Genomic DNA, 23,423 nt, shown 5'->3' on the forward strand with positions numbered 1-23,423 from the left:
ACTATCATCAACAGTAAATGGTGGTCGAAATGATGAACAATGAGAAGAAAATTTATGTCCTGCTAAGCAATCCGACAACACTTGTGGCCAAAATGATCGGCCTATATACAAGAGCGCCTTACAATCATGCCTCGATCGCATTTGATCCCGAGCTGCGTGAGGTTTACAGCTTCGGGCGCAAACACCCTTTCATCCCTATCTTTGGCGGCTTCGTCAGAGAGGACATTCATTCCGGAGTATTCGAGAAAGCAACCTGCGCTGTATACAGCTGCAAGGTTAGCGCGGAGAATTACATGCGCATGCGAAATTTTGTGAAAACCTTCGAGGATAACGACGAGCTTTACACCTATAATTTCTTGGGACTCTTAGGGATCATCTTAAATATGGAGCTTGGCGGAAAAAATTCTTTCTTCTGTTCTCAGTTCGTCAGCCGGGTATTCCAAGAAGCCGGCGTCAACCTTCTGGAGAAATCCGCGGGATTAACAACGCCGTCCGATCTTTGCGGCTGTCCGCACCTCCAGCTCGAGTTCCGCGGGCGCCTCGATACGTACCGCGAGCGGTACTGCTATTCGCGCCGCACGGCAGCAGCATACGAGCAAAGCCGGTATTATGCGGCAAATTAATATTCGGCAAAACAAAAACCACGTAGTTTAGGCTACGTGGTTTAATCTGAATTCGGAAGGATTTTTTCGTTAGCCATAAGGTACTTACTCTCCGTGCTCCTTTGCAGGATTATCCCTTTTGATAAGGAGGGACTGTACTCTCTGTTTCTTCGCTCTCTTATTCTATCTAATCAGTTTTACATTCTCCTGATCCAATGGGATAATCGTGCAAAAAGTGTCCGGACAACGATAGGGATCGACCTGCAGCAGGGCTAAGCCAAATAAGCTTCCTTCACCTGCTCATTGGAGAGCAACAAATCGGCTTCGTCCTCCATCAAGATTTCTCCGGTTTGCATCACATAGCCGCGGTGCGCGATTTGCAGCGCTTGAAAAGCGTTTTGCTCGACGAGCAGCACCGTCATCCCCTCGCGGTTTAACTGCTGGATCATCTCGAAAATTTGCTCGACGATAATCGGAGCAAGCCCCATCGACGGTTCGTCCAACAACAGAATTTTTGGCTGCATCATCATGGCCCGGCCGATGGCCAGCATTTGCTGCTCCCCGCCGCTCATCGTCCCGCCCGTTTGCGCCATCCGTTCCCTAAGGCGCGGGAAATGGTCGAACACCCGCTCCATCCGCTGCTTGATCACCTTCTTGTCCCTCACGGAAAAAGCGCCCATCTCCAGATTCTCCTTCACCGTCAACCGCGGGAAGATCCGCCGTCCTTCCGGCACATGTGCGATCCCCGCCAACGCCGCTTGATGCGGGGGTAAGTTGGACATCTCCGTACCGTTAAAGCGGATGGTGCCGGTCGTGTTCACCTGGCCGCAAATCGCCTTGAGCGTCGTGGACTTACCGGCTCCGTTGGAGCCGATCAACGAAACGATCTCCCCTTCCTCTACGGTTAAGGATATGCCTTTTAAAGCTTCGATCGCTCCATAATAGGCGTGAACCTCTTTCAGCTCCAGCAAGCTCATGATATCACCTCGAATCGGACGGTTTCGCCGCTGCCTTGAACCGCGCTTTTGCCCAAATAAGCTTCAATCACTTTAGGGTGGGAACGAATATGATCCGGCCCGCCTTCCGCGATTTTCGTTCCGTAATCAAGCACCAGGATATGCTCGGATAACTCCATCACCAGCTTCATGTCATGCTCGATCAGGATGATCGTCATCCCCGTTTCCTCCTGAATGCGCCGGATCAAGCTGATCAACTCGGTTGTCTCGCGCGGGTTCATCCCGGCGGCTGGTTCGTCCAGGAGCAGCACTTTCGGCTTCGCCGCCAGCGCCCGGGCGATTTCGAGCCGCCGCTGCGCGCCGTACGGCAGGCTCGCCGCCTGTTCGTTCAGCAGCTCTTGCAGCCCGACGAACTCCAGCAAACGGTAAGCCTCTTGATGCACCTGTTCCTCCTCATGTCTGGCTCGGGGCAGCGAGAGCAGCGTACCGAAGATTCCTGTCTTCAGATGGGTATGCATGCCAACCATCACATTTTCCAGCACGGTCATGCTGCCAAACAGGCGGATATTTTGGAACGTCCGGGCGATTCCCAGACTGACGACCTGATGGGGCTTGACGCCAACGATAGACTCACCATCCAACTCAATCGCGCCTTCGTCCGGGGTATAAATGCCGGTGATCATGTTAAAAAAGGTCGTTTTCCCGGCGCCGTTTGGGCCAATTACAGCGGAAATTTTGCCGCGGGGAAACGCAAAGTCGACGCCTCCAACCGCCGTCAGTCCGCCAAAGCGCTTCACGAGCTTGCTTACCTTCAGAATCGTCGTCATTGGCTCACACCTCCGCTTTGTTGATTGGCCGGCGGCAAAATGGATAACGTATTGCCGGAACGCTGCGCCTTAAGCCGCTCGGCATCCACCTTCTTGTTCTTGGCGGTGATCAAGCCGTTTGGCCTGAAGATGGCGACGAGTAACAGGGTTACACCAAAGATCAGGCGTTGCATCTTGGAAGGCGAAATCGAGCTGGGAAGTTGGATGACTCCCTGCAGTGTCAACTGGTTTAACCAGTTGGTGAGCTCCGTCAGCACCTGTAAATTCAAAATTGTAACCAATGCCGCGCCGAGTATGACGCCAGGCACGCTGCCCATGCCGCCCAGCAGCACCATCACCAGAATCGTAATCGATTCAAGCAGCGTAAAGCTCGTCGGATCGATAAACGTTTGCTTCGCCGCAAACACCACTCCCATCATGCCGGAAAAGGAAGCGCCAATCGCAAAAGCAGTCAGTTTGGTGCGGATGAGCGGAATGCCCATCGATTGTGCGGCGATCTCGTTCTCCCGAATCGCCTTCCAAGCCCGTCCCAGCCGGGAATGCTCCAACCGTTTCACGCCGAAAATGACGATCGCCAATATAAAAAGGACGATAAAGTAAAACTGGTTCGGAAACGTAAAGGATAGACCAAACAAGCTCGGCGGCTGAATCGAGGCCAACCCCATCGCCCCGTTCGTAATATTCACCGGTTTATCCAAGTTGTTAAAAATAATCCGGATAATTTCCCCGAACCCAAGCGTAACGATCGCCAGATAGTCGCCCTTGACCCGCAGTACCGGCAAACCAAGCAGCAGCCCAAACAACGCAGCCATAAAGCCGCCAAGCACGATGAAGATCCAGAACGCGCCTCCAGGCAGCGGAAACAGCTGGCCGGAGATAAACTCGTTGGCCTGCGGCGTGGCAAAAATGGCGTACGTATAAGCTCCAACCGCGAAGAACGCAACAAAGCCAAGGTCGAGCAGTCCGGCGAATCCGACGACGATGTTCAGCCCTAACGCCATCGCGATGTAAATGCCGCACTGCGTAGCCACCTCCATATACGACTGATGGGCCGGGCCGCCGGAAGTAGCAAACGGAATGACCACCAGCAGCAGCGCCGCGCCAACCGCCCATTTGATCGAGGTTCGGAAGGTCGTCAAATACAGCAGCAGCAAGGAGCCAAGTAAGAGGAGAAAGGCGATTACCGATTTATTCGAAAAATATACGCTTGCCGCCGTAACAATGACAAACATTGTAAATAACAAAGCTTGGGCAAGTTGGCTTTGGCCCAGCCAGAGCTTCAGTTGATTCATGGCAGATCACCTACACTTTCTCTTTCACGGCTTTGCCGAATAACCCTTCCGGCTTGAAAATGAGCACCGCGATCAGGATCAGAAAAGCGACGACGTCTTTATACTCCCCGCCCAGCGCGCCGCCTGTGATGACGGACAGGTTCGCGGACGAGAACATTTCCAGTACGCCAATGAACAATCCGCCAAACATGGCACCCCGGATATTGCCAATGCCGCCAAGTACCGCTGCGGTGAAGGCCTTCATCCCCAGGATAAACCCGATATATGGATCGATGGTGCCATACTGCTGGGCGAACAGAACGCCGGTCCCGCCGCCAAGCGCCGATCCGATAAAGAAAGTCAGCGCAATCACCTTATTGACATTAATGGACATCAGCGACGCCGTCTCCCGGTCCTGGGCTACCGCCCGCATGGCGGTTCCCCACTTGGTACGGTTTACGAAAAAATCAAGCCCCGCCATCAGAACGACGGCCACCGCCACAACAATGATCGTATTCGACTTTAGAAAGGCGTCGTCAAACCCGCTCCATAAGGAGGATGCGCCTAGCTTCAGATTTTCCCCGTAAAGTGAAATGCCGGTAACGATAAAATTTCCGGTACGGAGATCCGCGATAAATCGGACGATGTCCTGCAGCAGAAAGGATACCCCGATCGCTGAAATCAATGAGATGAGCTTGGGAGCCCGGCGGAGCGGGCGATAAGCCACCCGCTCGATACCGATCCCCAGCAACCCGGTTGACAGCATCGCCATCGCCAGGATCAGAAAATAAGCAAGTGCGGCGGGCAGCCCGCTGAGCCAACCGACCGAGTTCATCGTCAGCAAGACTGCGGTGCCCACAAACGCGCCGGTCATAAAGATTTCCCCATGCGCGAAATTAATAAATTCGAGTATGCCGTAGACCATCGTATAGCCGATGGCCACCACCGCGTAGACTGCACCTAACGTTAATCCGTCCACCAAAACCTGGGGGAGTGTTTGCAGGATCATATCCATTTGTCCTTACCCCTTCTGCGTTATTGCCGTTCGTCGATTACTTCGGCTGTTCGATTTCGGATACCATCGTGCCAGGATAAGTTGGTGAATCGAATTTATAAATGAAGACCTTGGCATATTCGTTATCGCCTTTGTCGTCAAAGCTGACTTTCGTGGCGATGCCTTCGAAATCGGTTGTCGCCCGGACCGCATCACGGACCTGTTCACGGGTTGGCAGTTTGCCGCCGTTGTCTTCGATCGCTTTTTTCACAGCATTCAAAATGATATTCATCGAATCATAGGCATAAGCGGAGTAGTTCTCCACGGATTTGCCAAACTTCGCTTGATATTTGTCTGCCCAGTCCTTGTTGGATTTCGTAACGTCTGTAGACACGGAGCTGTACGCGACTTCCGTCAGCTTGTCACCGGCGATGTCCACCATCCCCGAGGAATCGAGCGCATCCCCGCCCATGATCGGCACCGTAATCCCCTTCTCCCGGGCCTGTTTAACAATCAATCCGGCCTCGGCATACATCCCGCCGAAGAAGATGAAGTCCGGCTTCTTGCTGAGCACCTGGTTCAGCACGCCGTTAAAGTCCTTCTCACCCACCGTGATCCCTTCGTATCCGGCGATCGTCGCCCCCAGCTCTTCAGCCGAGCTGCGGAAGGCATCGGCCAATCCTTGGCCATAAGCCGTTTTATCTTGGATCACAAAAATATTTTTCGCACCCACCGTCTTCACGGCATATTCGGCACCCGCTGGTCCCTGGAAGTCGTCGCGAGCGACAATGCGGTTGGCGATCTTCAGCTTCCGGTCGGTAAAGTCCGTTGCCGTACTGGCCGGGGACACCATCGGAATACTATATTTCTCATAGACGACCGAGCTCGGAATCGATACCCCGGAGTTCAAATGCCCAAGCACCGCCAATACCGCTTGATCCGCGCCGATCATTTCGGCGTTGGCGACGCCTTTCTTCGAATCGCCTTGGTCATCGTAAGGAACGAACTGCAGATCAAATCCCAGGTCCTTAAACTCAGCCTGACGCTCCTCCAGCGCCATCTGCCCCCCAAGCTTAATCGATTCCCCTTGAATGGCCGAGCCCCCGGATAACGGGGATTGCGAGGCGATCTTAATGACCGTAAGTCCCCCTCCAGCAGCGCTGGTATTTCCAGCTGCCGGTTTTGCCGCGTTGCCGGACGAATTACACGCCGAGAGCAACCCGATCATTAAACAAGCGCTAACCAGCCAGGCAATTCTTTTTTTCCCCTTCATACACATCCTCCTCAGATCAATCTTGTTCTAGGGCTTCGCCCTGTTTATGTCATGTATAAGTCACTTTGTCTAACATAAATCACTTATTATTCCGTTAATTATGTTAGTATTAGTGACATCTGAAATCACCTTACTCCCTCGACTACGTAAAACTACAGTTTCCAACTTGTTCTCCAGCCAAGAAAGTAAAATAAATTTACACAGATGTCTCCCGCCTTCCCTGCAAAACACAAAAAAGCCCCGCCCTTCAAAAGGGCGGAGCTATATCGCGTACAACGCAGTTTGATTTAATTTCTCAGCTTAGTTCAACGGCTTATTCATTCGGTAGCCGGTGCATCTGAAGCCGCAATGTTCATAGAACGCTTTAGCGGACAGATGGTTCTCGCGGGCTGTAGATAATACCAGATCTGTGCTGCCCCGTTCACGGGCCCACATCTCCGCCGCTTCGATCAACCGTCTTCCGATCCCTGTGCCGCGGTGTTTCTCGTCAACGACCAATGCCGTAATCCGGGTTACCGGTCTACTCATGTCATGCGTCTGAAGCTGCTTAAGAAAAGCTGTCCCAACGATCACGCCGTCTAGTTCCGCAACCAGGTTGCCTAGCAACAGCTGGCCTTCCAACATCTCTAAACGTTCCTTTAATACACTGGCCGTCATCGGATAACGCAGTTGACGCATTAAAGGAAGCATGTGTTGAACATCGTCGCAACAAGCCTTGCGAATGACCAAAGCCGGAGCTAACGCCTCACTACTCAATTGGACCAAACCACCTTTAATAAATTTGCCGTTTTAGTATCCTATTCTATTTTCCGGCTTTACGGGCAAGATTGCAATAGTTCTAATTAAATATCTAAATATTTTTCGATAAAAAGTTACAAATACCGAAATTGTGCTTGGACCAAGCCGTAATAGATTCCCTTTCGTTCCATCAATTCCCGGTGAGTGCCCGATTCTCTAATCTCACCATGATCCAGCACGACGATTTTGTCAGCACTTCGGATGGTGGAGAGCCGGTGAGCTACGATAAACGACGTTCTCCCTTTGAGCAGCACCTTCAGCGCTTCCTGGATCTTGAGCTCCGTTTCCGTATCGATGCTGGCCGTTGCCTCGTCAAGGATCAGAATCCGCGGATTAGCCAGCAACGCCCGGGCAAAAGATAGCAGCTGGCGTTGACCCATGGACAGCACATTGCCTCGTTCCTCCACCTCGGTATCGTAACCGTTTGGCAGTTTCACGATAAAATCGTGGGCATTCACTGCCTTAGCCGCTGCTTCCACTTCCTCGTCGGTGGCCTCCAATCGGCCAAAACGAATATTCTCCCGAATCGTTCCCGAGAAAATAAACGTATCCTGGAGCACTACGCCAATTTGACTGCGGAGGCTTTGGACCGTCACGTCGCGGATGTCATGACCATCGATGACAACCGATCCGCCGCTAGGATCGTAAAACCGGCTGAGCAGGTTGATGATCGTGCTTTTCCCTGAGCCGGTGTGGCCAACGAGGGCGATCGACTGGCCGGGTTGTACCTCCAGGTCAATGCCTTTTAAGGCAGGGCGTCCTTGTTCATATTCAAAGACGACGTGGTTAAAGCGGATCTCGCCCGTAATCACCGGCAGCGGCTTGGCTCCCGGCTTATCGGCGATATTCGGCTCCTCATCGATAAATTCGAAGATCCGTTCAGAGGAGGCCATCGCCACAAGGAGTTGGTTGTACATTTGTCCCAGGCGGTTGATCGGGTCCCAGAAATTACCCACATAGTTGCTGAACGCCACCAACAGACCAATCGTCAGTTCACCGGACTGAATCAGGTAGACGCCTAGTACAAACAAGACAAACGTGCCGATCCCCCCGGTGATTTCGATTAAGGGGCCAAACGCCTGGTTCATCGCTGACGCTTTATCCCACGATTTCTTGTTGCTCAGGTTCATCGAATCGAAGTACCGCATATTCTCCCGCTCTTGTGTGTAAGCCTGAGTTACGCGAATCCCCTGAATCGACTCGTTCAAATGGGAGTTAATCCGCGAGTTCTTCATGCGGACTTCCTGCCAGGCCATCCGGATTTTTTGCCGCAGTTTGGTGGAGATCAGGAACATGATCGGGACGGTGACCATCACCGCCAGCCCGAGCTTCCAGTTGATCAACAGCAAAATCACGACGATCCCGGCCAGCTGCACGCAATCGATCATCAGGTTGACGACCCCGTTGGTGAACAGATCCTGCAGGGAATTGACGTCATTGGTGACCCGTACCAGCACCGAGCCGGCCGGACGTTTGTCAAAGAAGTTAAACGAGAGCTTCTGAATATGCTTAAACAAATCGGCGCGCAAATCATAGATGACCCTCTGCCCGATGATATTCGTGAACTTGATCCGGTAAACGCCGGAAGCCCATTGGATGAGGTACAGGACAAGGACGGAGGCGGTGATGCCGTACAGCAGCGATAAGTTGGTCTGACCGTTCGCCGGTGCGATCGCGCGGTCGATGGCCAGACTCGTCAAGTAAGGTACGGCCAGCTTCGTCACAGTACCAAGCACCGTCATCAGGATGATCAAAGGCAGCATCTGCTTGGCATACGGCTTCATATAAGCAAAGAGCCGGCGGAATTGCTGCCAGTCAAAGGCTTTGTCAATCAGCTCATCGTCCTGGTACACAAACCGCTCTTCGATTTTGCCAAGGCCGGCATCCTTGCCGGACTTGGGTTTCGACCTGGTCGCGGTATAGGTATTCACGCATCTCCCTCCCCTTCATGCCCAAGGGCTCCAGCCAAATGGTCTGCATATTGGATACGGTACACATCTTGGTACGGACCCGGGATTTCAATCAATTCCTCATGTTTCCCGCGTTGTACTACCCGGCCTTCGTTTAAGACGAGGATCTCATCGGCATGCCGCAGCGAAGAGATCCGATGGGCAATAATAAACGTTGTCCGTCCTCGCATCACTTCCTGGAACCCGGATTGGATCTCCTGCTCGGTCTCCATATCCACCGCGCTGGTGGCATCGTCCAAGATCAGGATTTTTGGATTCTTGAGCAAGGCGCGGGCGATGGCGATCCGCTGCTTCTGGCCCCCGGACAATCCGAGTCCCCGTTCACCTACGACGGTATCGTAACCGTCCGGCAGCTCCATGATAAAATCATGCGCTTTGGCTAGTTGGGCGGCACGAATGATTTCCTCCATCGTTACGTTGGTCATGCCGTAAGCAATATTGTTCTTAATAGATGACGAGAACAGGAACGTCTCCTGAAACACCGTAGCAATTTGGCTGCGCAAGCTGCGCACGCTGAGCTCCCGAATGTCTTGGCCGTCCAGCAGAATGCGGCCTTTATTCACGTCGTAAGCACGCATTAGCAGCTGGATAATCGTTGATTTGCCGGAGCCGGTGCCGCCAAGAAAGCCAATGACGGAGCCGGGCGGAGCATGGAAATCGATGTCCACCACCGCCGGCATTTTGTTCCCGTAAGCAAACGTCACTCGATCGAACCGGACATCTCCGCGAACCTGATCCGGATCAAGCTCTATCGCTTGTTCTTTGTCCTTCACATCGATCGGTTGATTTAGAATTTCCAGCACCCGTTCCCCGGACGCTTTGGATTGCGTATAGTTATTGATATGAAAGCCTAAGCCCCACATCGGACCAATGATAAACCAGATTAAACTGAAGAACGCGACCAGATCACCGAGCGACATCGACCCTTTGATCACCAAAGTCCCGCCAACGGACAGCAGCACCGCAACGCTGATCGAAGCCAGCAGCTCCATAACCGGAAAGAACCGGCTCCACAGCGTGGCCGCGAAGATCTGATTATCTTTATAGCGCTCATTCCGAAGCGAGAACTTCTCGACTTCGTGCGGCTCCCGGGCGAACGATTTGACGGTACGCACGCCCGTCACGTTCTCCTGCACCGCGGTCGTTAAGGAACTCAGCGCCAAACGCATTTCCTGGAACGCTGGATGAATTTTTGACTCAAATTTGAGGGCGACACCGGCCAGGAAAGGGATGGTTATCATCGTGATTAAGGTAAGCTGCCAATGGATGGACAGCATGACCGCTGCCCCAAACGTGACCATCAGGATCAGATTCAGCAGTTGGGCAAAACCAAACCCCACGAAGTTGCGGATGGCTTCCAAATCCCCGGTCAACCGCGACATTAAATCCCCAGTTTTCGCCGTGTCATAATAGCGGAACGATAAAAACTGCAGTTTCTCGTAACATGCGTTACGCAGCCGGTACGCCAGGTAGTTCCCCAGCCTTCCGCCAAAAAAACCGTGCAGGAACTGCAAAAGCGCCTTCACAGCCACAACCGAAACCGCCGTCGCGGCAATCCATACGACTTCTCCATAATTCCCCGGCCGAATTACATCGTCGATCAGCTTGCGAAGCAGCATCGGGTAGACTAAGCCAAGCCCAGTCGCAGCTGCCAAGCATAAAATCGACAACACCAAGTAATTCAACTTTGCCTGGTAATAAACCCGAAGTTGCCTAAGAACCTCCATGTCTCTCCTCCTACACCCGTTTGTGGAACTATACTTCAGATACCCCGTCATAACCAAACGGTTCCGGACGTCTTAGCAGCAAGATCAGGGAGAGTCGTCTGAACGCCGCGAAACCTGTCATCGCCTGAAAGCATGCGCTTTCATGGTCTTAGTCCCTTGCAGTTTATCATCATGATTTTCCCGCGGCAAAGCGTAGAAAAGCCTAATATCCGGTAAATACGGATATTAGGCTTTTATCACGGGTGAAACCCGCCTATTTATCATAAAAAGCTTCCATTTCCTCCACATCCCGCCCGATTTGAGCAAGGATGCTTTTCCAACGCGCCAGCTCCTCCGGAGAGACTTTGGAGCCTTGGATGCTCTGCTCCCATTCCGCCCACAAACCGCGGAACGTTTCAGCCGTTTGCTCCTTCCGCAGCGCGATTTCGTGCTCATAATGTTCCCGGAAAAAGGCTTCCATTTCGCCAACGATCGCCTTCAGCTTGGCGAGCAGCGGCTCCTCGAGCTTCGCCCGCAGCTGCAAACGACCGCCGCCTTCAAAAAACGCCTTTGGATTTTTGAAATACGGCCAATAGGTCTCTGGCGCCAACGATCCGCTGCCCAGCAAGCCTTCAGGAATCGCCGGTGTATCCCAGCTCGTTTCCGCGTTCGAATAGCTGAGCGGCATATCCAATGCCGCCTCATGCCGGCGGCACCAGCCTTCGGCTTCCCGGCGAAGCAGCGCCTCCGCTTTGCGCTCCAAACGCAGCGTGGTGGCAAGCAGCTCGCGCTCCAACTCGCCCGAAACTTGATCCAGCCATCCGCGCAGCGCGACGGTAAAATTCCGTTTCAACGGACCGTTATGCTCCTGCAGCAAGGAGGGATGGAAAAATTCCGTGAACAGCTCCAGCGCCTGCAGCCGTACCCGCTGCACAACGTGGAACAGCAGCTCGGCGTTCTCCTGGCTCCATTCCCTGCCGATATCGACCTGAAGAAACTCGGCAACCGCCTGCTCGAACCGATCCCGGCGTCCGCGCAAGGCGGCGAGCTGTTGCTCCGCGTTTTCCGCGCTTTGTCCAGCGGCTTCCGTCCATTTGGACAAACGTTCTTGCATCTGCTTCATCATTTCTACTGCGGACGAAACCGCCAGATTCCCGAGATCCTGTTCCAGGAAAGTCGAAAAGCGTTGCCGGAAAAGGGAGAAGCCTGGGTCATCCGCCGTATTATCCCGCCTTGCAGCCATTGCCCGCATACTGGATACGGCATATACGTTGGGCTGCTGGATGCCGGCGGTACGAAGACCATCCCGTACATGCTCCACGACAGCCGTCAGCTCTTCCTCCGAAGACGCGAGATCGGCGGCGTTGACGACAAAGAACATTTTGTCGAGGGCGAAGCTGCCCTTCATCCGTCCCAGCTGGCTCAGCAACTGTTTATCGGCACGCGAGAACGCGTGATTGTAATACGTCACGAAGATGATCGCATCGGAATCCTTCATATATTGGAACGTGACTCCGGTATGGCGGGCATGGATCGAATCGGCCCCCGGGGTATCCACCAGCACGATGCCTTGTTCAGTTAACGGACAGCGGTAATAAAAATCGATTTCCGCTACGAAGCAGGCTTTCGCTTCGTCTGCCGCATAGCTGCGGAACTGCTCCGCTTCCACGACCTCCACCTGCCCAAGCCGATCAGCGGATTCTGCCCATCCAGCAGCTGCAGCTTGCAAGAAGCTGTAGTGCGCTCGGCCGGCCGCCGGAATGTCTTCGGGCTTCAAGCGCCGTACCGCCTCCATCCAGGCCGTCTCCTTCCATTCCCCTAAGCCGAGGGCTTGGAAGGAGTAGGCCAAGTCTTCGCGGATCGCCTCGGCGCTCTTGAATTTGACGGCGGCCGTGTTATGGCGCTGACCTTCTGCCGGCGCCATCACGCGGATGATCGCCGCGGTGGTCGGATGCGGCGAGACGGGCAACACCGCTTCGCCGAGCAAAGCGCTGGCGAAGGACGATTTTCCGGCGCTGAACGCTCCGAACAGCGCCACGGTGAAGACGCCGTCGCGCAGCTCGGCGGCGCGCCGGGTCAGCTCCCGCACCCCGGTGCCGAAGGCCGGGTGGGGAGCCAGCCGCTCCGCCGCAGCCGCCAGGCGTGCGGCGGCGGCAAGCGCGCGCCCGCGCGCAGGCGCAGCCGGCGGCTCTTGCGCCGCCGCGGCTGGCGCGGGCGCCGTTGCCGCCGGGGCACTGCCCCCGGCGGCCATCGCCTGCGGCGGCGGTGCGGCAGCGGCAGCGGTGCTCGCTGCCTCAGCCGCCGCAGGCGCTCCCGCGCCGCCTGCTGCGCGCGGCGCGGCCGCCTCTGCCCTCACCTCCGGCAGCAGGCCGGGGGTGAGGGGCACGGGGGCGCCCAGCAGCGCGGCACAGCGCGCTGCGCGCGCCTCGGCGGCCGCGTCCAGCTGCGCTAGGGCGCGGGCTGCGGGAAGGCGCGCCGCCAGCTCGGCGCGCCGGGCGAGCGCCGCCTCCGCCTCGGCGGCGCGGCGCGGCGACGGCGCGGCGAGCAGCGCGTCGATCACGTCCACGGCCGCGCGGCGATAGCGCGCGGCGATGCCTGCGGCCACCGCTGCCGCGTAGTGCAGCGTCGACTCGCCGGACAGCATCGCCCCGCCTGGAAGCGGCTCCGTGATCCACGCCTCCGCCGGCTTTGGCATCCGCTCGTCGAGCTGCTGCTCCCAGGCTTCGCCCCAAATCTCCAGCTCTTGGCCGATCGCCCGCAGCTCCTGGCGCACATGCCAGTCCAGCTGCGCTTCGACTTGTTCGGCTAACGCCTTCAAAAACTCGCTTTGCCGCTTCTGCTTCTCCGCTTCCGTCTTCCCGGCAGCGAACCAGCCCTTCACTTTAAAGCCCGGCGCCTGACTCTCTAAATAACGCCCCGCCTGCTCCCGCAACGGCGGCGTCATCATTTGGGCCGTTTCCAACAGGCTGCTGATGCGGCGCAGCCACTCCTGCTTCCGCATATCCCATACCTGCTCTCCCGACGGCCCCGCCATTTCCAGCTGCCGCAGCTCTTCCTCCATCGCGGTCACGTCCGTTTCCCCGCCGGCTTCCGCCACCAACTGCTCACGCTGGGACTGCTCCGCCGCAGCCGCACGGGCCAGATAACCTTCAACCGACTGGGCGGCTGAAGCATAAGCGCTATACTCCAGCAAGCCTTCTCCCCGTGCAAACAAATTGCGGATCACTTTCCGTAACTGCGGAAGCATATTGCCAGGAGCGTCCTCTTTTTTAAGCGAGATATAAAAAATCCCCTGCGCCTTAATATTCCAGTTCCGGAACGCCTGACTGACCGATGCCTGGTACGCAGTGAAGGCCAGCTCCTCTTCCCGGTGCTTATCAATTTGGTTCACGATTATATAGACAGGTTTACCATAATCGCTTAACGATTTGGCAAAGCTTAAATTCGTCTCCGACGATACATGGTTATAATCCATCACGTAAAAAACAACGTCCGCCAAATGCAACGCAGAATACGTGGCCATCGCATGGCCGGCGTCGTTGGAGTCGACCCCCGGCGTATCCAGCAGAACGCCGCCGCGCGGAGGCAGCTCCACCCGGTCCCACAACTCAACGCGGGCATATTCCTCCCCGTTGCGGCAATACGCTACCACCTCGTCCACCGGCACCTCGACCTTCGGTTTCGCCGGATCGGCTGGCGTCAGCAGCGCGCGCGGCTCCCCTTCCCGGATCAGTACCACGTTGGCGCTGGTAGGTAGCGGACTGGCCGGCATCACCGTCTTCCCGCTTAACGCATTAATCAGACTCGACTTCCCTGCCGAAAAATGGCCGCAAAACGCCGCAACCAGCTCCCGTCGGCCCAGCTTATCGCCCACTTCCCGAAGCTCCGCCGCCGCGGTTGCATCTCCTTCCTGCTCCAGCAAGTGCTGCAGCTGATGCAGCCGCTCCTGCAGTTCGTAGTCCGTCTTCGTCATCGTCCGATCCATCCAAGCCCCTCCGTTTTCCACGCTGCGAAATCAAGTTTCATTTTAATTATTCATATTTTAACATTTCCCCGGGCGCTTGGAAATGCTCCCTGCCGCAGCTTCCCTGCGGGCTTCCTGTACAACAAAACCGCCCCCAAATGGAGACGGTTCAAGATTTATTAATATAACCCGGCCTCCCGATCCGCTAACACCTTTCCGGTGAGTGACAGATCGTAGTCGCCAAGCGAGGAGAGCACCCCGCGCAGCTCAGAGGATTCCAGCGCTTCGCGCAGCTTGGCGATCCACTCGCGGTTTTCCGGTTTGTTCAGGACGACGAGATCCACCCGCTCCAGGGTGAGCGGGATAAACTCAAGTCCGGCGATCTTAGCCGGTCTCTCACTGCCGATACCTACGTCCGCTTGGCCGAGGGCAATTCGCCCGCCAAGGCCCATATGCGACGTTTCCTCTTGGTTGTATCCGATAATGGAATCCGGCGATATCCCGTGCTTGCGGAGCTGTTCATCCAGCAGCACCCGAGCGCCAGAGCCTTTTTCCCGGTTAATCAACCGAATTCCCGGCCGCGTCAGATCCTCCCAGGAGCGAATCCCCAGCGGATTGCCCTGCTTGACGTAAAATCCAGCCCGGCGTGCCGCAAAATTCAACACCATATAAGGAAGGGAAATAAAAAGTTTGCGGATATAAGGCAAATTGTACTCCCCGGTATCTCCGTCATACAGATGCGTACTCACGATATCTGCCGCACCGTTATACATGGCCACCAAACTGTCCATACTGCTGGCAAAAGAACGCAACGGCCGGCACCCGCGGAGCCTCGATTCCAGCGCTTTCGCCAGCAGGTCGAGTCCTGGATCTTGCCCGGTAATGACCAGCGTTCTTGCACCGAGCGCTTCTCCACCATCGACATCCGGCCGAGGCGGCACGGTATAGGGCACCTGGAATACCGGCACACCAGCGGCAGCATGAGGCGTTGCCCCGCCTTTGGCTCTCTGCTTATAAGCTTCCAGATCGGTGGAATCCACCCGCATCTGTTTACCTACCCGATAGGCAGGAAGCTCTCCTTTTTTGATTAGATCGTAGACAGTTAGCTTGGACACCTTCAACAGCTTGGCGATTTCCTCGGCTGTATAAGAGATCGGTTCGGTCATAGCGTGCTCCTTCATCATAGTTCATGCAACTAGACTCATCTTACCGGGGATTTCCCTTTTTTTCAATGAATGCTCCCTAAGTGATCTATACAACTAGTTATGTTTCGTATAATCTAGTTATAATTAGACATAACCAAGGAGGATTCCATATGCAAAAGTTTTTGAAATTGCCCTTTTTGGCCGCATTCGCAGCCATTATTCTACTCCTATCCGCGGGATGCAGCGATCCATCTGCTTCTTCCAGCAACACATCTTCGGTAAGCGCCGATAGCAGCAACGCGGCAAACTCTTCGTCCACAACAGCTGAGAATCCATCTGAACCGGCTGAGCAAGTTGAGCTGCTCATCTCTGCCGCCGCCAGCTTAACCGAAAGCTTGGATGAACTCAAGGGCGTATATGAAGCCGAGCACAGCCAAGTGAAGCTCACTTTTAACTATGCCGCTTCCGGTACGCTTCAGCAGCAAATTGAACAGGGCGCGCCGGCCGACTTGTTCCTCTCCGCTGGAACCAAGCAGATGGATGCCTTGGTCGACAAAGGTCTCATTGACGATCAACTTAAGACCAATTTGCTGACCAATGATCTGGTACTGGTTGTTCCCAAGGACGGTTCCGCAGAGGTCCAAAGCATGGAAGATTTAAGCAAGCTCGGCGATATCGCCATTGGCACCCCTGAATCGGTCCCGGCCGGAAAATACGCGCAGCAAGCTCTTACCTACCATAAGCTTTGGGAGCCGCTGCAATCCCATCTAGTGCTGACGAAGGACGTCAAGCAGGTGTTGTCTTATGTAGAAACCGGCAATGTCGACGCCGGATTCGTGTACAAAACCGATGCAGCCCTTTCGGACAAGGTGAAGGTGGCCTTGACCGCAGAAGCCGAAAGCCATGACCCGATTGAATATCCAATCGGAGTGCTCAAGGACAGCGCTCATCGCAACGAAGCTAAAGCTTTCTACGAATTTTTAAAAAGCGACCAAGCCCAGCAGGTGTTCGTCAAATACGGGTTCACCCCAGCGGAGTAACCTCACATGCGTACATTTGAAATCTCGACTTCGTTCTGGGAGCCGATCACGTTATCACTGCAAGTGTCCATCGCCGCCACTGCCATCGCTTTTGTGGTAGGGTTACTGGTGGCATGGCGCATGTCCGCGGCCTCCTTCTACGGGAAAACGCTGGTGGAAACCGTCTTTCTCCTTCCGCTCGTTCTGCCGCCAAGCGTGGTAGGGTTTATTCTACTGGTGGTGTTGGGAAAAAATAGCTGGATCGGACAGGCAGCGGACCGCCTGTTCAACATCAGCTTTGTGTTTCAGCCGCTTGGCGCGATCGTCGCTGCGGCCGTCGTCAGCTTCCCGCTGATTTATCAAACGCTGAAATCCGGCTTCCTTGAAGTGGATAAACATTTGAAAGACGCCGCCCGTTCCCAGGGAGCCGGAGAATGGCAGGTGCTTATCTATATCGTGCTGCCGCTCGCCTCTCGTTCGCTGCAGGCGGCATTTATTCTCGGATTTGCCCGTGCGCTGGGGGAATTCGGGGCAACGATGATGATCGCCGGCAACATCCCCGGCCGAACGCAAACGATTCCGACGGCAATTTATTTTGCCGTTGACGCCGGAAACCTGCAGCTGGCCTGGGCGTTAACAGGCTGCACGATCCTGCTCTCCTTCGGACTACTGCTGATCTCCTCGCGCCTAAGAAACGATTGATCATGCATAAGCTCAACAACAAAAATCCCCTCGAATGTGGGTTATTACACCACGCATCCGAGGGGATTTCATTTTCTCTTTTGATGAGAAGGATCTGCGCTCTACTTCACCGCAACTTCTGCGGTTTCTGTTGGAAGCAGGACTTCAAACACCTTGCCATGCTGCAAAATCGTGATGCCGCGCGTCTTATCCTTCATGACGACGACCTCAGGTTTCGCCGACATCCGCCCCAAGTAATGCTCAGGCACTTCACCGGAGTCGCTGACCATTAACCCTTCCACTTCACGTTCGTCGTTTTCACCTAAATTCAAATCAAGGACTTGCTCAAATACGTCCGAGAACTGTTCAAAGTTGTCGGTATACACAGAAATGCATCTCATATGGTCTCTCATCCTCACCTATGGGTTATCTTATTTTGCCGCATTTTTCTTAGGTTTTCTGTTTTGCGGCGTTTTCATACGTTTTTTGCCCTCCCGGCAAACGTCAAGCAGCGGGCAGACATCACATTTGGGGGCTTGCGCCTTGCAGTGATACCTTCCGAAAAAGATCAAGCGATGATGCGTTAATGTCCATTCCTCTTTAGGCACCCGCTTCATCAGCTTCTTTTCCACCTCGAGAACGGAATCGTTCCACCCGGCCAAACCTAACCGTTTGCTGACGCGCTCCACATGCGTGTCAACGGCGATCGCCGGAACGCCAAAGGCATTGGATACGACAACGTTTGCCGTCTTACGCCCAACACCGGGCAGCTCAACCAGCTTCTCATGTTCTCTCGGCACCTCTCCGCCGTACCGTTCCAGCAAGATTCTGCACAAACTTTGAATATGCTTGGCTTTGCTGCGGTACAAGCCAATTTTGCGGATATCCTGTTCCAGTTCCTCCAGCGGAACCGATACGTAATCCTCCGGCGTTTTATACTTCTTAAATAAATCAGCCGTAACTTTATTTACCGTAGCGTCGGTGCACTGCGCGGACAGGAGGACGGCAATCGTAAGCTCAAAGGCATTCTCGTGGTTCAACTCACAGCGCGCATCCGGAAACATGGCACCGATGGTGTCTAAAATATGGCGGACATCAGCCGCGTTCATGTCTCCACTCCTTTCCTGGAGGCCCTGCTGGCCGCATGGTTTTATCCGCGAAAAAACCGTCTTGACTCGGGAAACATCCCGCATCAAGACGGTTGATCTCACGAAAAATGATTATTGCTTTTCGACTTCAACCAGCTTGTCTCCGTTGAAATACAAAACAATTTTATCATTAATCTGGAGGGATTGCACGGATATTGTCGTGTCACCTTGGTGAATATACGTATCCGCTGTTACCGCAAAGCGATAATTGTTGTCAGACGTGGAGGACCGCAAGACGATAATTTCCTTGCTTACCCCGTCGTAACGGGAGAATTTGCGTTCTTGCGGCGTCAGCACCTTAACGACAACCGCTCCGTTTGTATCTTTGCGAACCTCAACATGATCACTGGTCGTTAGCGATGTCACACTTGTGCTGACTTCCGTTCCACGTTGAACCTTCACGCCGCTCGCTAAGGAATAGGTTTCCACGTTCCCGGCAAAAGATTTTACCAGCAAGGTCGAACCATCAACGCTTTGAACCTTCCCTAACGTCAGCTTCACGACTTGCAGCGAGATCGCCGTTTGGCCGTTAAACGTAACGTTAATTGTTTGGCCCGCCTTCAAATCGCTGACTTTAATCGCCCCGCCATTTTCGCCAAGCAGTACAGCTTGATCCACATAGAACTCGGAGGTCACACCGTTCGCCGTCGCCCGAATGCGGCTGTTTGCCGTATTTACCGAAACGACTTCAAACTGGATGGAGCTCTTCACCGCCAACGTTTGCAACGCGTCCTGATTCGCCGTCAGCATCGCGGTAACCGCATCCCCGGCTTTGAGATCGGCCAGCGAGGCGTTCGCTTTACCATAAATGCTGATCGTCGGCGTTGTTCCTTGATAAGGAATTTCTACGGTTTTGCCATTGTTCTGCAAAATCGTAATTTTCTTCGATGAGGTATTGGCCGATACATAAGTGCCTTCGTACTTGTAGGTCACATCCACATTAACTGCGCGAGAACCTACAACCGTCAGATCAACCTTGCGCCCTTTGGACAGCAGAGCCTCCAGACCGGACAACGTTGGCGAGGTTGTGTTGTAGCTGTATTTCGTCTTCTCATCGATCACGAACACATACGGTTTCTCCGACGCATCCAAGACAGTAAGCGCCTTGGTTTTCGTATCGTAGTTGATCACCGTTGCGCTCTCCAATTTCTCGGATTGACGCCCCGTAACTACGATCTTCGTCACTTCGTCGTCAGGATTCAGTGTCAATTCGACCTTGTCCCCGCCCTTTTCGTCGGTGATCAGATCGTCCAGGCTTGCATCAGCGATGCCGTTAATTTCCACAGTCACGTTCTTCGCCAGCCGCTTGATTTCGTCACGTCCGCCTGCATTCGTATAGCTCAGCAACGTATCGCCAACGAGATCCAGCAAGGTCCCGGTCACCGTTCGTTCTGTCGCTTGAGTCACAACCAAGGAGGCCAGCACGCCGTTCTTCACTTCAAACGTAACCGATGCCCCTTCGTTCACTTCGCCCATCTGATTCAGAACTTGATTTTGGTAGAGCAAAATCGTCTTATCGTTGAATTTGAACGTTTCTTCATTGCCGTTAGCAAGTTTGATCGTAATGTTCTTACCGGTAAGATCAATTTTCGAAACCGTACCGCTGCCGGATACATTCCCTACAGATTGCAGTTGAATGATCACCGGCTTCTTGTCAGACGTAAATGTCTCACGTTGAACAACTACCGTGCTCTCCGGCGTTAAGTCGCTGACTTTAATGGAGTTCCCGTACTGATCCACAAAAGTGGTATTGCTGTCATAGGTCAACGTCAACGGATTGTTATTGACCAATAATAGCAACTGGTTATTCCCGAGGACACGCAGCAACGTTCCTTCCGAGCGCTCCAACTGCTGGTTCGGATCGGTTACTTCTACATATGCGGCTGAGCCCACCTTATCCACGGCCAGCACTTTCGTATACAGCTTCAAGGCGCTTTGCGTTGTTCTCGTTTCGGAATCCTTCGTGAAATAGACCGAACGGTTATCCAACGTAAAGCTCTTCAGCTGTCCGTTCGTATACAACGTCAGCTTGCTGTCCGTAAGCTCGGTAACAATCCCCTCGTAGACGTTGGCATAGCCCGGGTTTACGTATTCACTGCCGCGGCTAAAGAAGGTTGCGATTTGGGCTCGCGTGACTTTGCCCAGTGGATCGAACCGGTTGCCCTCCACCCCGTTGGTCAGCTTCAGTTGAACCGCAACATTAACGTATCCTCGCGCGTTCGCGGAGATGCTGGTTTGGTCGGCAAAGCCGGTTGGCAGCGTTGCGGAGGCTTTCGCTTCCGCGTCTTTACCCAAGGCGCGAACGAGTAGCTTGGCCACCCATTCCCGGGAAGCCTTCTTCTCACCCCAAGCTTCGCCTTCCTTCGTGGATGCGAGCTCTTCGTTTTTGTCAATCAAATTTTTCGACAGTGCCAGCTCCAAATAAGGTTTAAAATAATTGCCAACTTTCAGATCTGCCGGAGCTCCGGCACCGTTGCCCAGTTGCGAATCCAGGTTCATGAACCGGATCGCCATCGTAATCGCTTCCTGCTGGGTGACGTTGTCGCCCGGACGGAACTTGCCGGCATCGCCTAGCAGAATGCCTTCAGCTGCTAATTTGTATATATGTTTCTCCGCCCAAAAACCGTTCGGTACGTCGCTAAACAAGGATACCGACGCAACGCTTTGCGAGGTGGTTACAGCCGGCGTTTCCTCGGCGAATGCCGCCGTCGTCCCGCCCAAGCACATGGCCGTGACCAGCATCGCGGAGACCGCTTTCCGGGTACTGCGTTGAAACGTGCGTTTATAGGATGCCATCAAATTCTTCCTTTCTACAAAAAAGATCTCCTTAAACCATTCGACGGCGGACGGGCGAGTTCCTCCCCAATCCCTTAATTTCTTACTAATGGATGCGTCAGTTCGACATGACCCATCAAAGTATCCACGGGAGAGCCATCAACCAGCACATCGATCGCTTGCACCTCGTCGAATTGGAACAAAGTGTTCTTCAGCGCATCAAGCGCCAGCGCTTCCCCGCCTGCTCCAAGGCGCGCTTCATCCGGCAGCGTCAAATCAACGGTTACCGTTCCTTCCTTGAAATCGGCGGAATGAAACTCCGCTTTGCCCCATAGGGAGAACTGGCTCGCATTGCTAGGAGCTTGCAGCGCTTTGAGGGCTGCCAAATATTTATCTTGCTTCGCTGGATAAGAGATCTCGCGGCTCTCTTTGCTTAGCTCCAGCATCTGATCATCGGTAAAATAAACCTCGATGCTCTCCGTCATCTGCTGCGGTGCATTCGTTTCGTCCGCTCCTTGCGTCGAATCGGAATTTTGCGGCGTAGCCTCGTCTGGTACTTGCACACTTCCTTGGTTGGCCTCGGCATTCCCCGCTCCGTTATTCGGAGCGGCCTGCGGTTTCTGCCCGCAGCCGCTGCTCAAGGCGAGCAGAAGTACCAGGATTCCAAGGATGATGCTTCTTCTTCTGTTCACGGTGACTTCCTCCTTCGCCCGGCGATCACTGAAGGCCGAGATATTCTTTAATGCCGTCAACGATACCCTGGGCAACTCTGCTCCGGTACTCATCGGTTGCCAACAGTGCATCATCGTTTTTGTTACTTAAGTACCCGCATTCCAGCAGCACGGCCGGCATCGTCGTTTCCCGGGTCACGTGCAGGCTTTGCGTACGGACTTTGCGATCGGCCAAGCCGGAAGCTTGAACCAGATGCTTATGCATGACCTTCGCCAGATCCAGGCTGGCTGCCCGCGTATAATAGGTCTCCACGCCGCTGGCCGAAGCAGAGCCGGAATTCGCATGTACGGAGATAAAGATGTCTGCTTTTACGTTCTCGGCAATCTTCACCCGGTCAGACAACGTCGGATACGTATCGCTTTCGCGCGTCAACACTAGATTGATGTTCGGATCGTTTTTCAGCAGCTCCTTCACCTTCAGAACGACCGCCAGGTTAAAGTCTTTTTCCTTCTTCTTCGTCACACTGATGGCGCCCGGGTCGCTTCCCCCGTGACCGGCATCCAGCACGACCGTCTTCTTCCCGCTGCCGCCAGAGGTTCCTCCGCCCTGACTTGATTCCGAGTTCAAATTCACAAAAATTAAGCCGTCATTCTCATTGACCAGCTGGTAATTCACCTTGTGATTCAAATCCAATACGATCCGAACCGTCGAGGGATTGTTGCTGAACAACGCATATCTGACCTTGGAAACATCAGGGTATTCCGTTACCTCAATGGACCCGCTCTTGCTGGCATCCAGCGGTGCGCCTCCAGCCAACGCTTCGGCAAATTGAGCTTGCGGCAGATCGATCACGAGCCGTTCCGGGCCGCTCATCGTAAAAATATTAGGCGTCACATTCTTATCGACCGCAATCATCAGGCTGTTGTTATCAAACGCGATTCCGGTCACTTTCGCCAAATTGCTGGTATCTGCCGGAGGTACAACCGTTCCCGGCTGCTGCCCATCGGTTCCGGTTCCGTTGCCGTTCCCGGTGTTGTTGCCAGACCCGGCATTGCCGGTATTTCCGCTTCCACTGCCAGAGCTTGGCGTCGTCAAATAGGCAGCCTTAGCTGTGTTATCCCAAGCCACTTGCAGCCCCATTTGCTCTCCGACAAACCGCATAGGTACGAGCGTAGTATCTTGGGCAAGCTTCGGCGCGACGGGCAGTTTGACCTCGCTTCCATTGACGGAAGCGGTTGTTTGATTAATGACGAGAATAAGCGTTGTACCGGATTGCTTTATGGTTACCGTGCGCGTCTTCTTCTCATAGTTGACGTCAAAACCTAGCTCCTCCGCGACGACACGAATTGGAATCATCACATTTCCATTCACATTTTGGACTTGTCCATTTTCGGGCAAAGCGAGTGCTTTCCCATCCAGATAAATACTCGTAATGCCGGACGCAGCATGTCCTGTTTGCGCCATTGCGAAGAGAAGCAACCAGGCGAACATGAGCGTCACCAAACTTTTTTTCTTCATCCGTCACCCCTACCTTTAGAATTTTTGCCTTATGATGCCGTGGGTGTTCACTTCCATTTCGACATCACCAGACGACATATTAGACGCCAAACCGCTTGGAAAGT

At 54.2% G+C, this 23,423-nt stretch carries 18 protein-coding genes; 3 read left to right on the forward strand and 15 right to left on the reverse strand.

The genetic code is table 11. The features are described from left to right. Window positions 1–29 precede the first annotated feature (29 nt). Window positions 30–623, forward strand: coding sequence for a hypothetical protein (locus tag NSQ80_RS11655; RefSeq protein ID WP_339299132.1), 594 nt, complete (start codon window positions 30–32; stop codon window positions 621–623). A gap of 251 nt (window positions 624–874) precedes the next feature. Here NSQ80_RS11655 and NSQ80_RS11660 read toward each other — a convergent pair whose 3' ends face one another. The 10 genes from NSQ80_RS11660 to NSQ80_RS11705 form a co-directional block, all read right to left on the reverse strand. Next, entirely contained in the window at window positions 875–1,579 is a 705-nt protein-coding gene (locus NSQ80_RS11660) for an ABC transporter ATP-binding protein (RefSeq protein WP_260070749.1), read from the reverse strand. Beyond that, window positions 1,576–2,385, reverse strand: coding sequence for an ABC transporter ATP-binding protein (locus NSQ80_RS11665; RefSeq protein ID WP_009225939.1), 810 nt, complete (start codon window positions 2,383–2,385; stop codon window positions 1,576–1,578). Before NSQ80_RS11665 ends, NSQ80_RS11660 begins: the two co-directional genes overlap by 4 nt. Next, a complete protein-coding gene (locus NSQ80_RS11670) occupies window positions 2,382–3,677 on the reverse strand; it encodes a branched-chain amino acid ABC transporter permease (RefSeq protein WP_339299134.1) in 1,296 nt (431 codons plus the stop codon). The genes NSQ80_RS11665 and NSQ80_RS11670 overlap by 4 nt, the downstream gene beginning before the upstream one ends. Window positions 3,678–3,687: 10 nt before the next feature. After that, complete coding sequence (locus NSQ80_RS11675) at window positions 3,688–4,671, reverse strand: branched-chain amino acid ABC transporter permease (RefSeq protein ID WP_339299136.1); 984 nt, start codon at window positions 4,669–4,671, stop codon at window positions 3,688–3,690. A 37-nt stretch (window positions 4,672–4,708) separates the two neighbouring features. Then, a complete protein-coding gene (locus NSQ80_RS11680) occupies window positions 4,709–5,923 on the reverse strand; it encodes a branched-chain amino acid ABC transporter substrate-binding protein (RefSeq protein ID WP_339299138.1) in 1,215 nt (404 codons plus the stop codon). 300 nt (window positions 5,924–6,223) lie between these two features. After that, window positions 6,224–6,679 carry a GNAT family N-acetyltransferase gene (locus NSQ80_RS11685; protein ID WP_036645881.1) on the reverse strand — a complete coding sequence of 152 codons (456 nt, stop codon included), beginning with the start codon at window positions 6,677–6,679 and terminating at the stop codon, window positions 6,224–6,226. Window positions 6,680–6,795: 116 nt separating this feature from the next. Next, complete coding sequence (locus NSQ80_RS11690) at window positions 6,796–8,589, reverse strand: ABC transporter ATP-binding protein (RefSeq protein WP_260070794.1); 1,794 nt, start codon at window positions 8,587–8,589, stop codon at window positions 6,796–6,798. 59 nt (window positions 8,590–8,648) lie between these two features. Then, complete coding sequence (locus NSQ80_RS11695; RefSeq protein ID WP_036645878.1) at window positions 8,649–10,418, reverse strand: ABC transporter ATP-binding protein; 1,770 nt, start codon at window positions 10,416–10,418, stop codon at window positions 8,649–8,651. Between the two features lie 253 nt (window positions 10,419–10,671). Further along, on the reverse strand, window positions 10,672–14,382 hold the full coding sequence (locus NSQ80_RS11700) for a dynamin family protein (RefSeq protein WP_339299140.1): 3,711 nt from the start codon (window positions 14,380–14,382) through the stop codon (window positions 10,672–10,674). Window positions 14,383–14,540: 158 nt separating this feature from the next. Beyond that, complete coding sequence (locus NSQ80_RS11705) at window positions 14,541–15,527, reverse strand: helix-turn-helix transcriptional regulator (RefSeq protein ID WP_323076674.1); 987 nt, start codon at window positions 15,525–15,527, stop codon at window positions 14,541–14,543. A gap of 149 nt (window positions 15,528–15,676) precedes the next feature. Between NSQ80_RS11705 and modA the strand changes: the two genes are divergently transcribed. Further along, window positions 15,677–16,546: a molybdate ABC transporter substrate-binding protein gene (modA, locus tag NSQ80_RS11710; protein ID WP_085169184.1), complete on the forward strand. Its 870-nt coding sequence runs from the start codon at window positions 15,677–15,679 to the stop codon at window positions 16,544–16,546. Window positions 16,547–16,552: 6 nt separating this feature from the next. Continuing rightward, window positions 16,553–17,227: a molybdate ABC transporter permease subunit gene (modB, locus tag NSQ80_RS11715; RefSeq protein ID WP_009225930.1), complete on the forward strand. Its 675-nt coding sequence runs from the start codon at window positions 16,553–16,555 to the stop codon at window positions 17,225–17,227. Window positions 17,228–17,328: 101 nt separating this feature from the next. Here the strand turns inward: modB and NSQ80_RS11720 are convergent, their stop codons facing one another. The 5 genes from NSQ80_RS11720 to NSQ80_RS11740 form a co-directional block, all read right to left on the reverse strand. Then, a complete protein-coding gene (locus NSQ80_RS11720) occupies window positions 17,329–17,607 on the reverse strand; it encodes a hypothetical protein (protein ID WP_009225929.1) in 279 nt (92 codons plus the stop codon). 30 nt (window positions 17,608–17,637) lie between these two features. Next, a complete protein-coding gene (nth, locus tag NSQ80_RS11725) occupies window positions 17,638–18,315 on the reverse strand; it encodes an endonuclease III (protein ID WP_009225928.1) in 678 nt (225 codons plus the stop codon). A 111-nt stretch (window positions 18,316–18,426) separates the two neighbouring features. Then, a complete protein-coding gene (locus tag NSQ80_RS11730; protein WP_339299144.1) occupies window positions 18,427–21,150 on the reverse strand; it encodes an S-layer homology domain-containing protein in 2,724 nt (907 codons plus the stop codon). 74 nt (window positions 21,151–21,224) lie between these two features. Next, complete coding sequence (locus NSQ80_RS11735; RefSeq protein WP_009225926.1) at window positions 21,225–21,821, reverse strand: GerMN domain-containing protein; 597 nt, start codon at window positions 21,819–21,821, stop codon at window positions 21,225–21,227. Window positions 21,822–21,846: 25 nt separating this feature from the next. After that, a complete protein-coding gene (locus NSQ80_RS11740; protein WP_339299147.1) occupies window positions 21,847–23,319 on the reverse strand; it encodes an N-acetylmuramoyl-L-alanine amidase family protein in 1,473 nt (490 codons plus the stop codon). Window positions 23,320–23,423: the final 104 nt, after the last annotated feature.

It is taken from the genome of Paenibacillus sp. FSL K6-2441 (assembly GCF_037964765.1).
Lineage (GTDB): Bacteria > Bacillota > Bacilli > Paenibacillales > Paenibacillaceae > Fontibacillus > Fontibacillus phoenicis.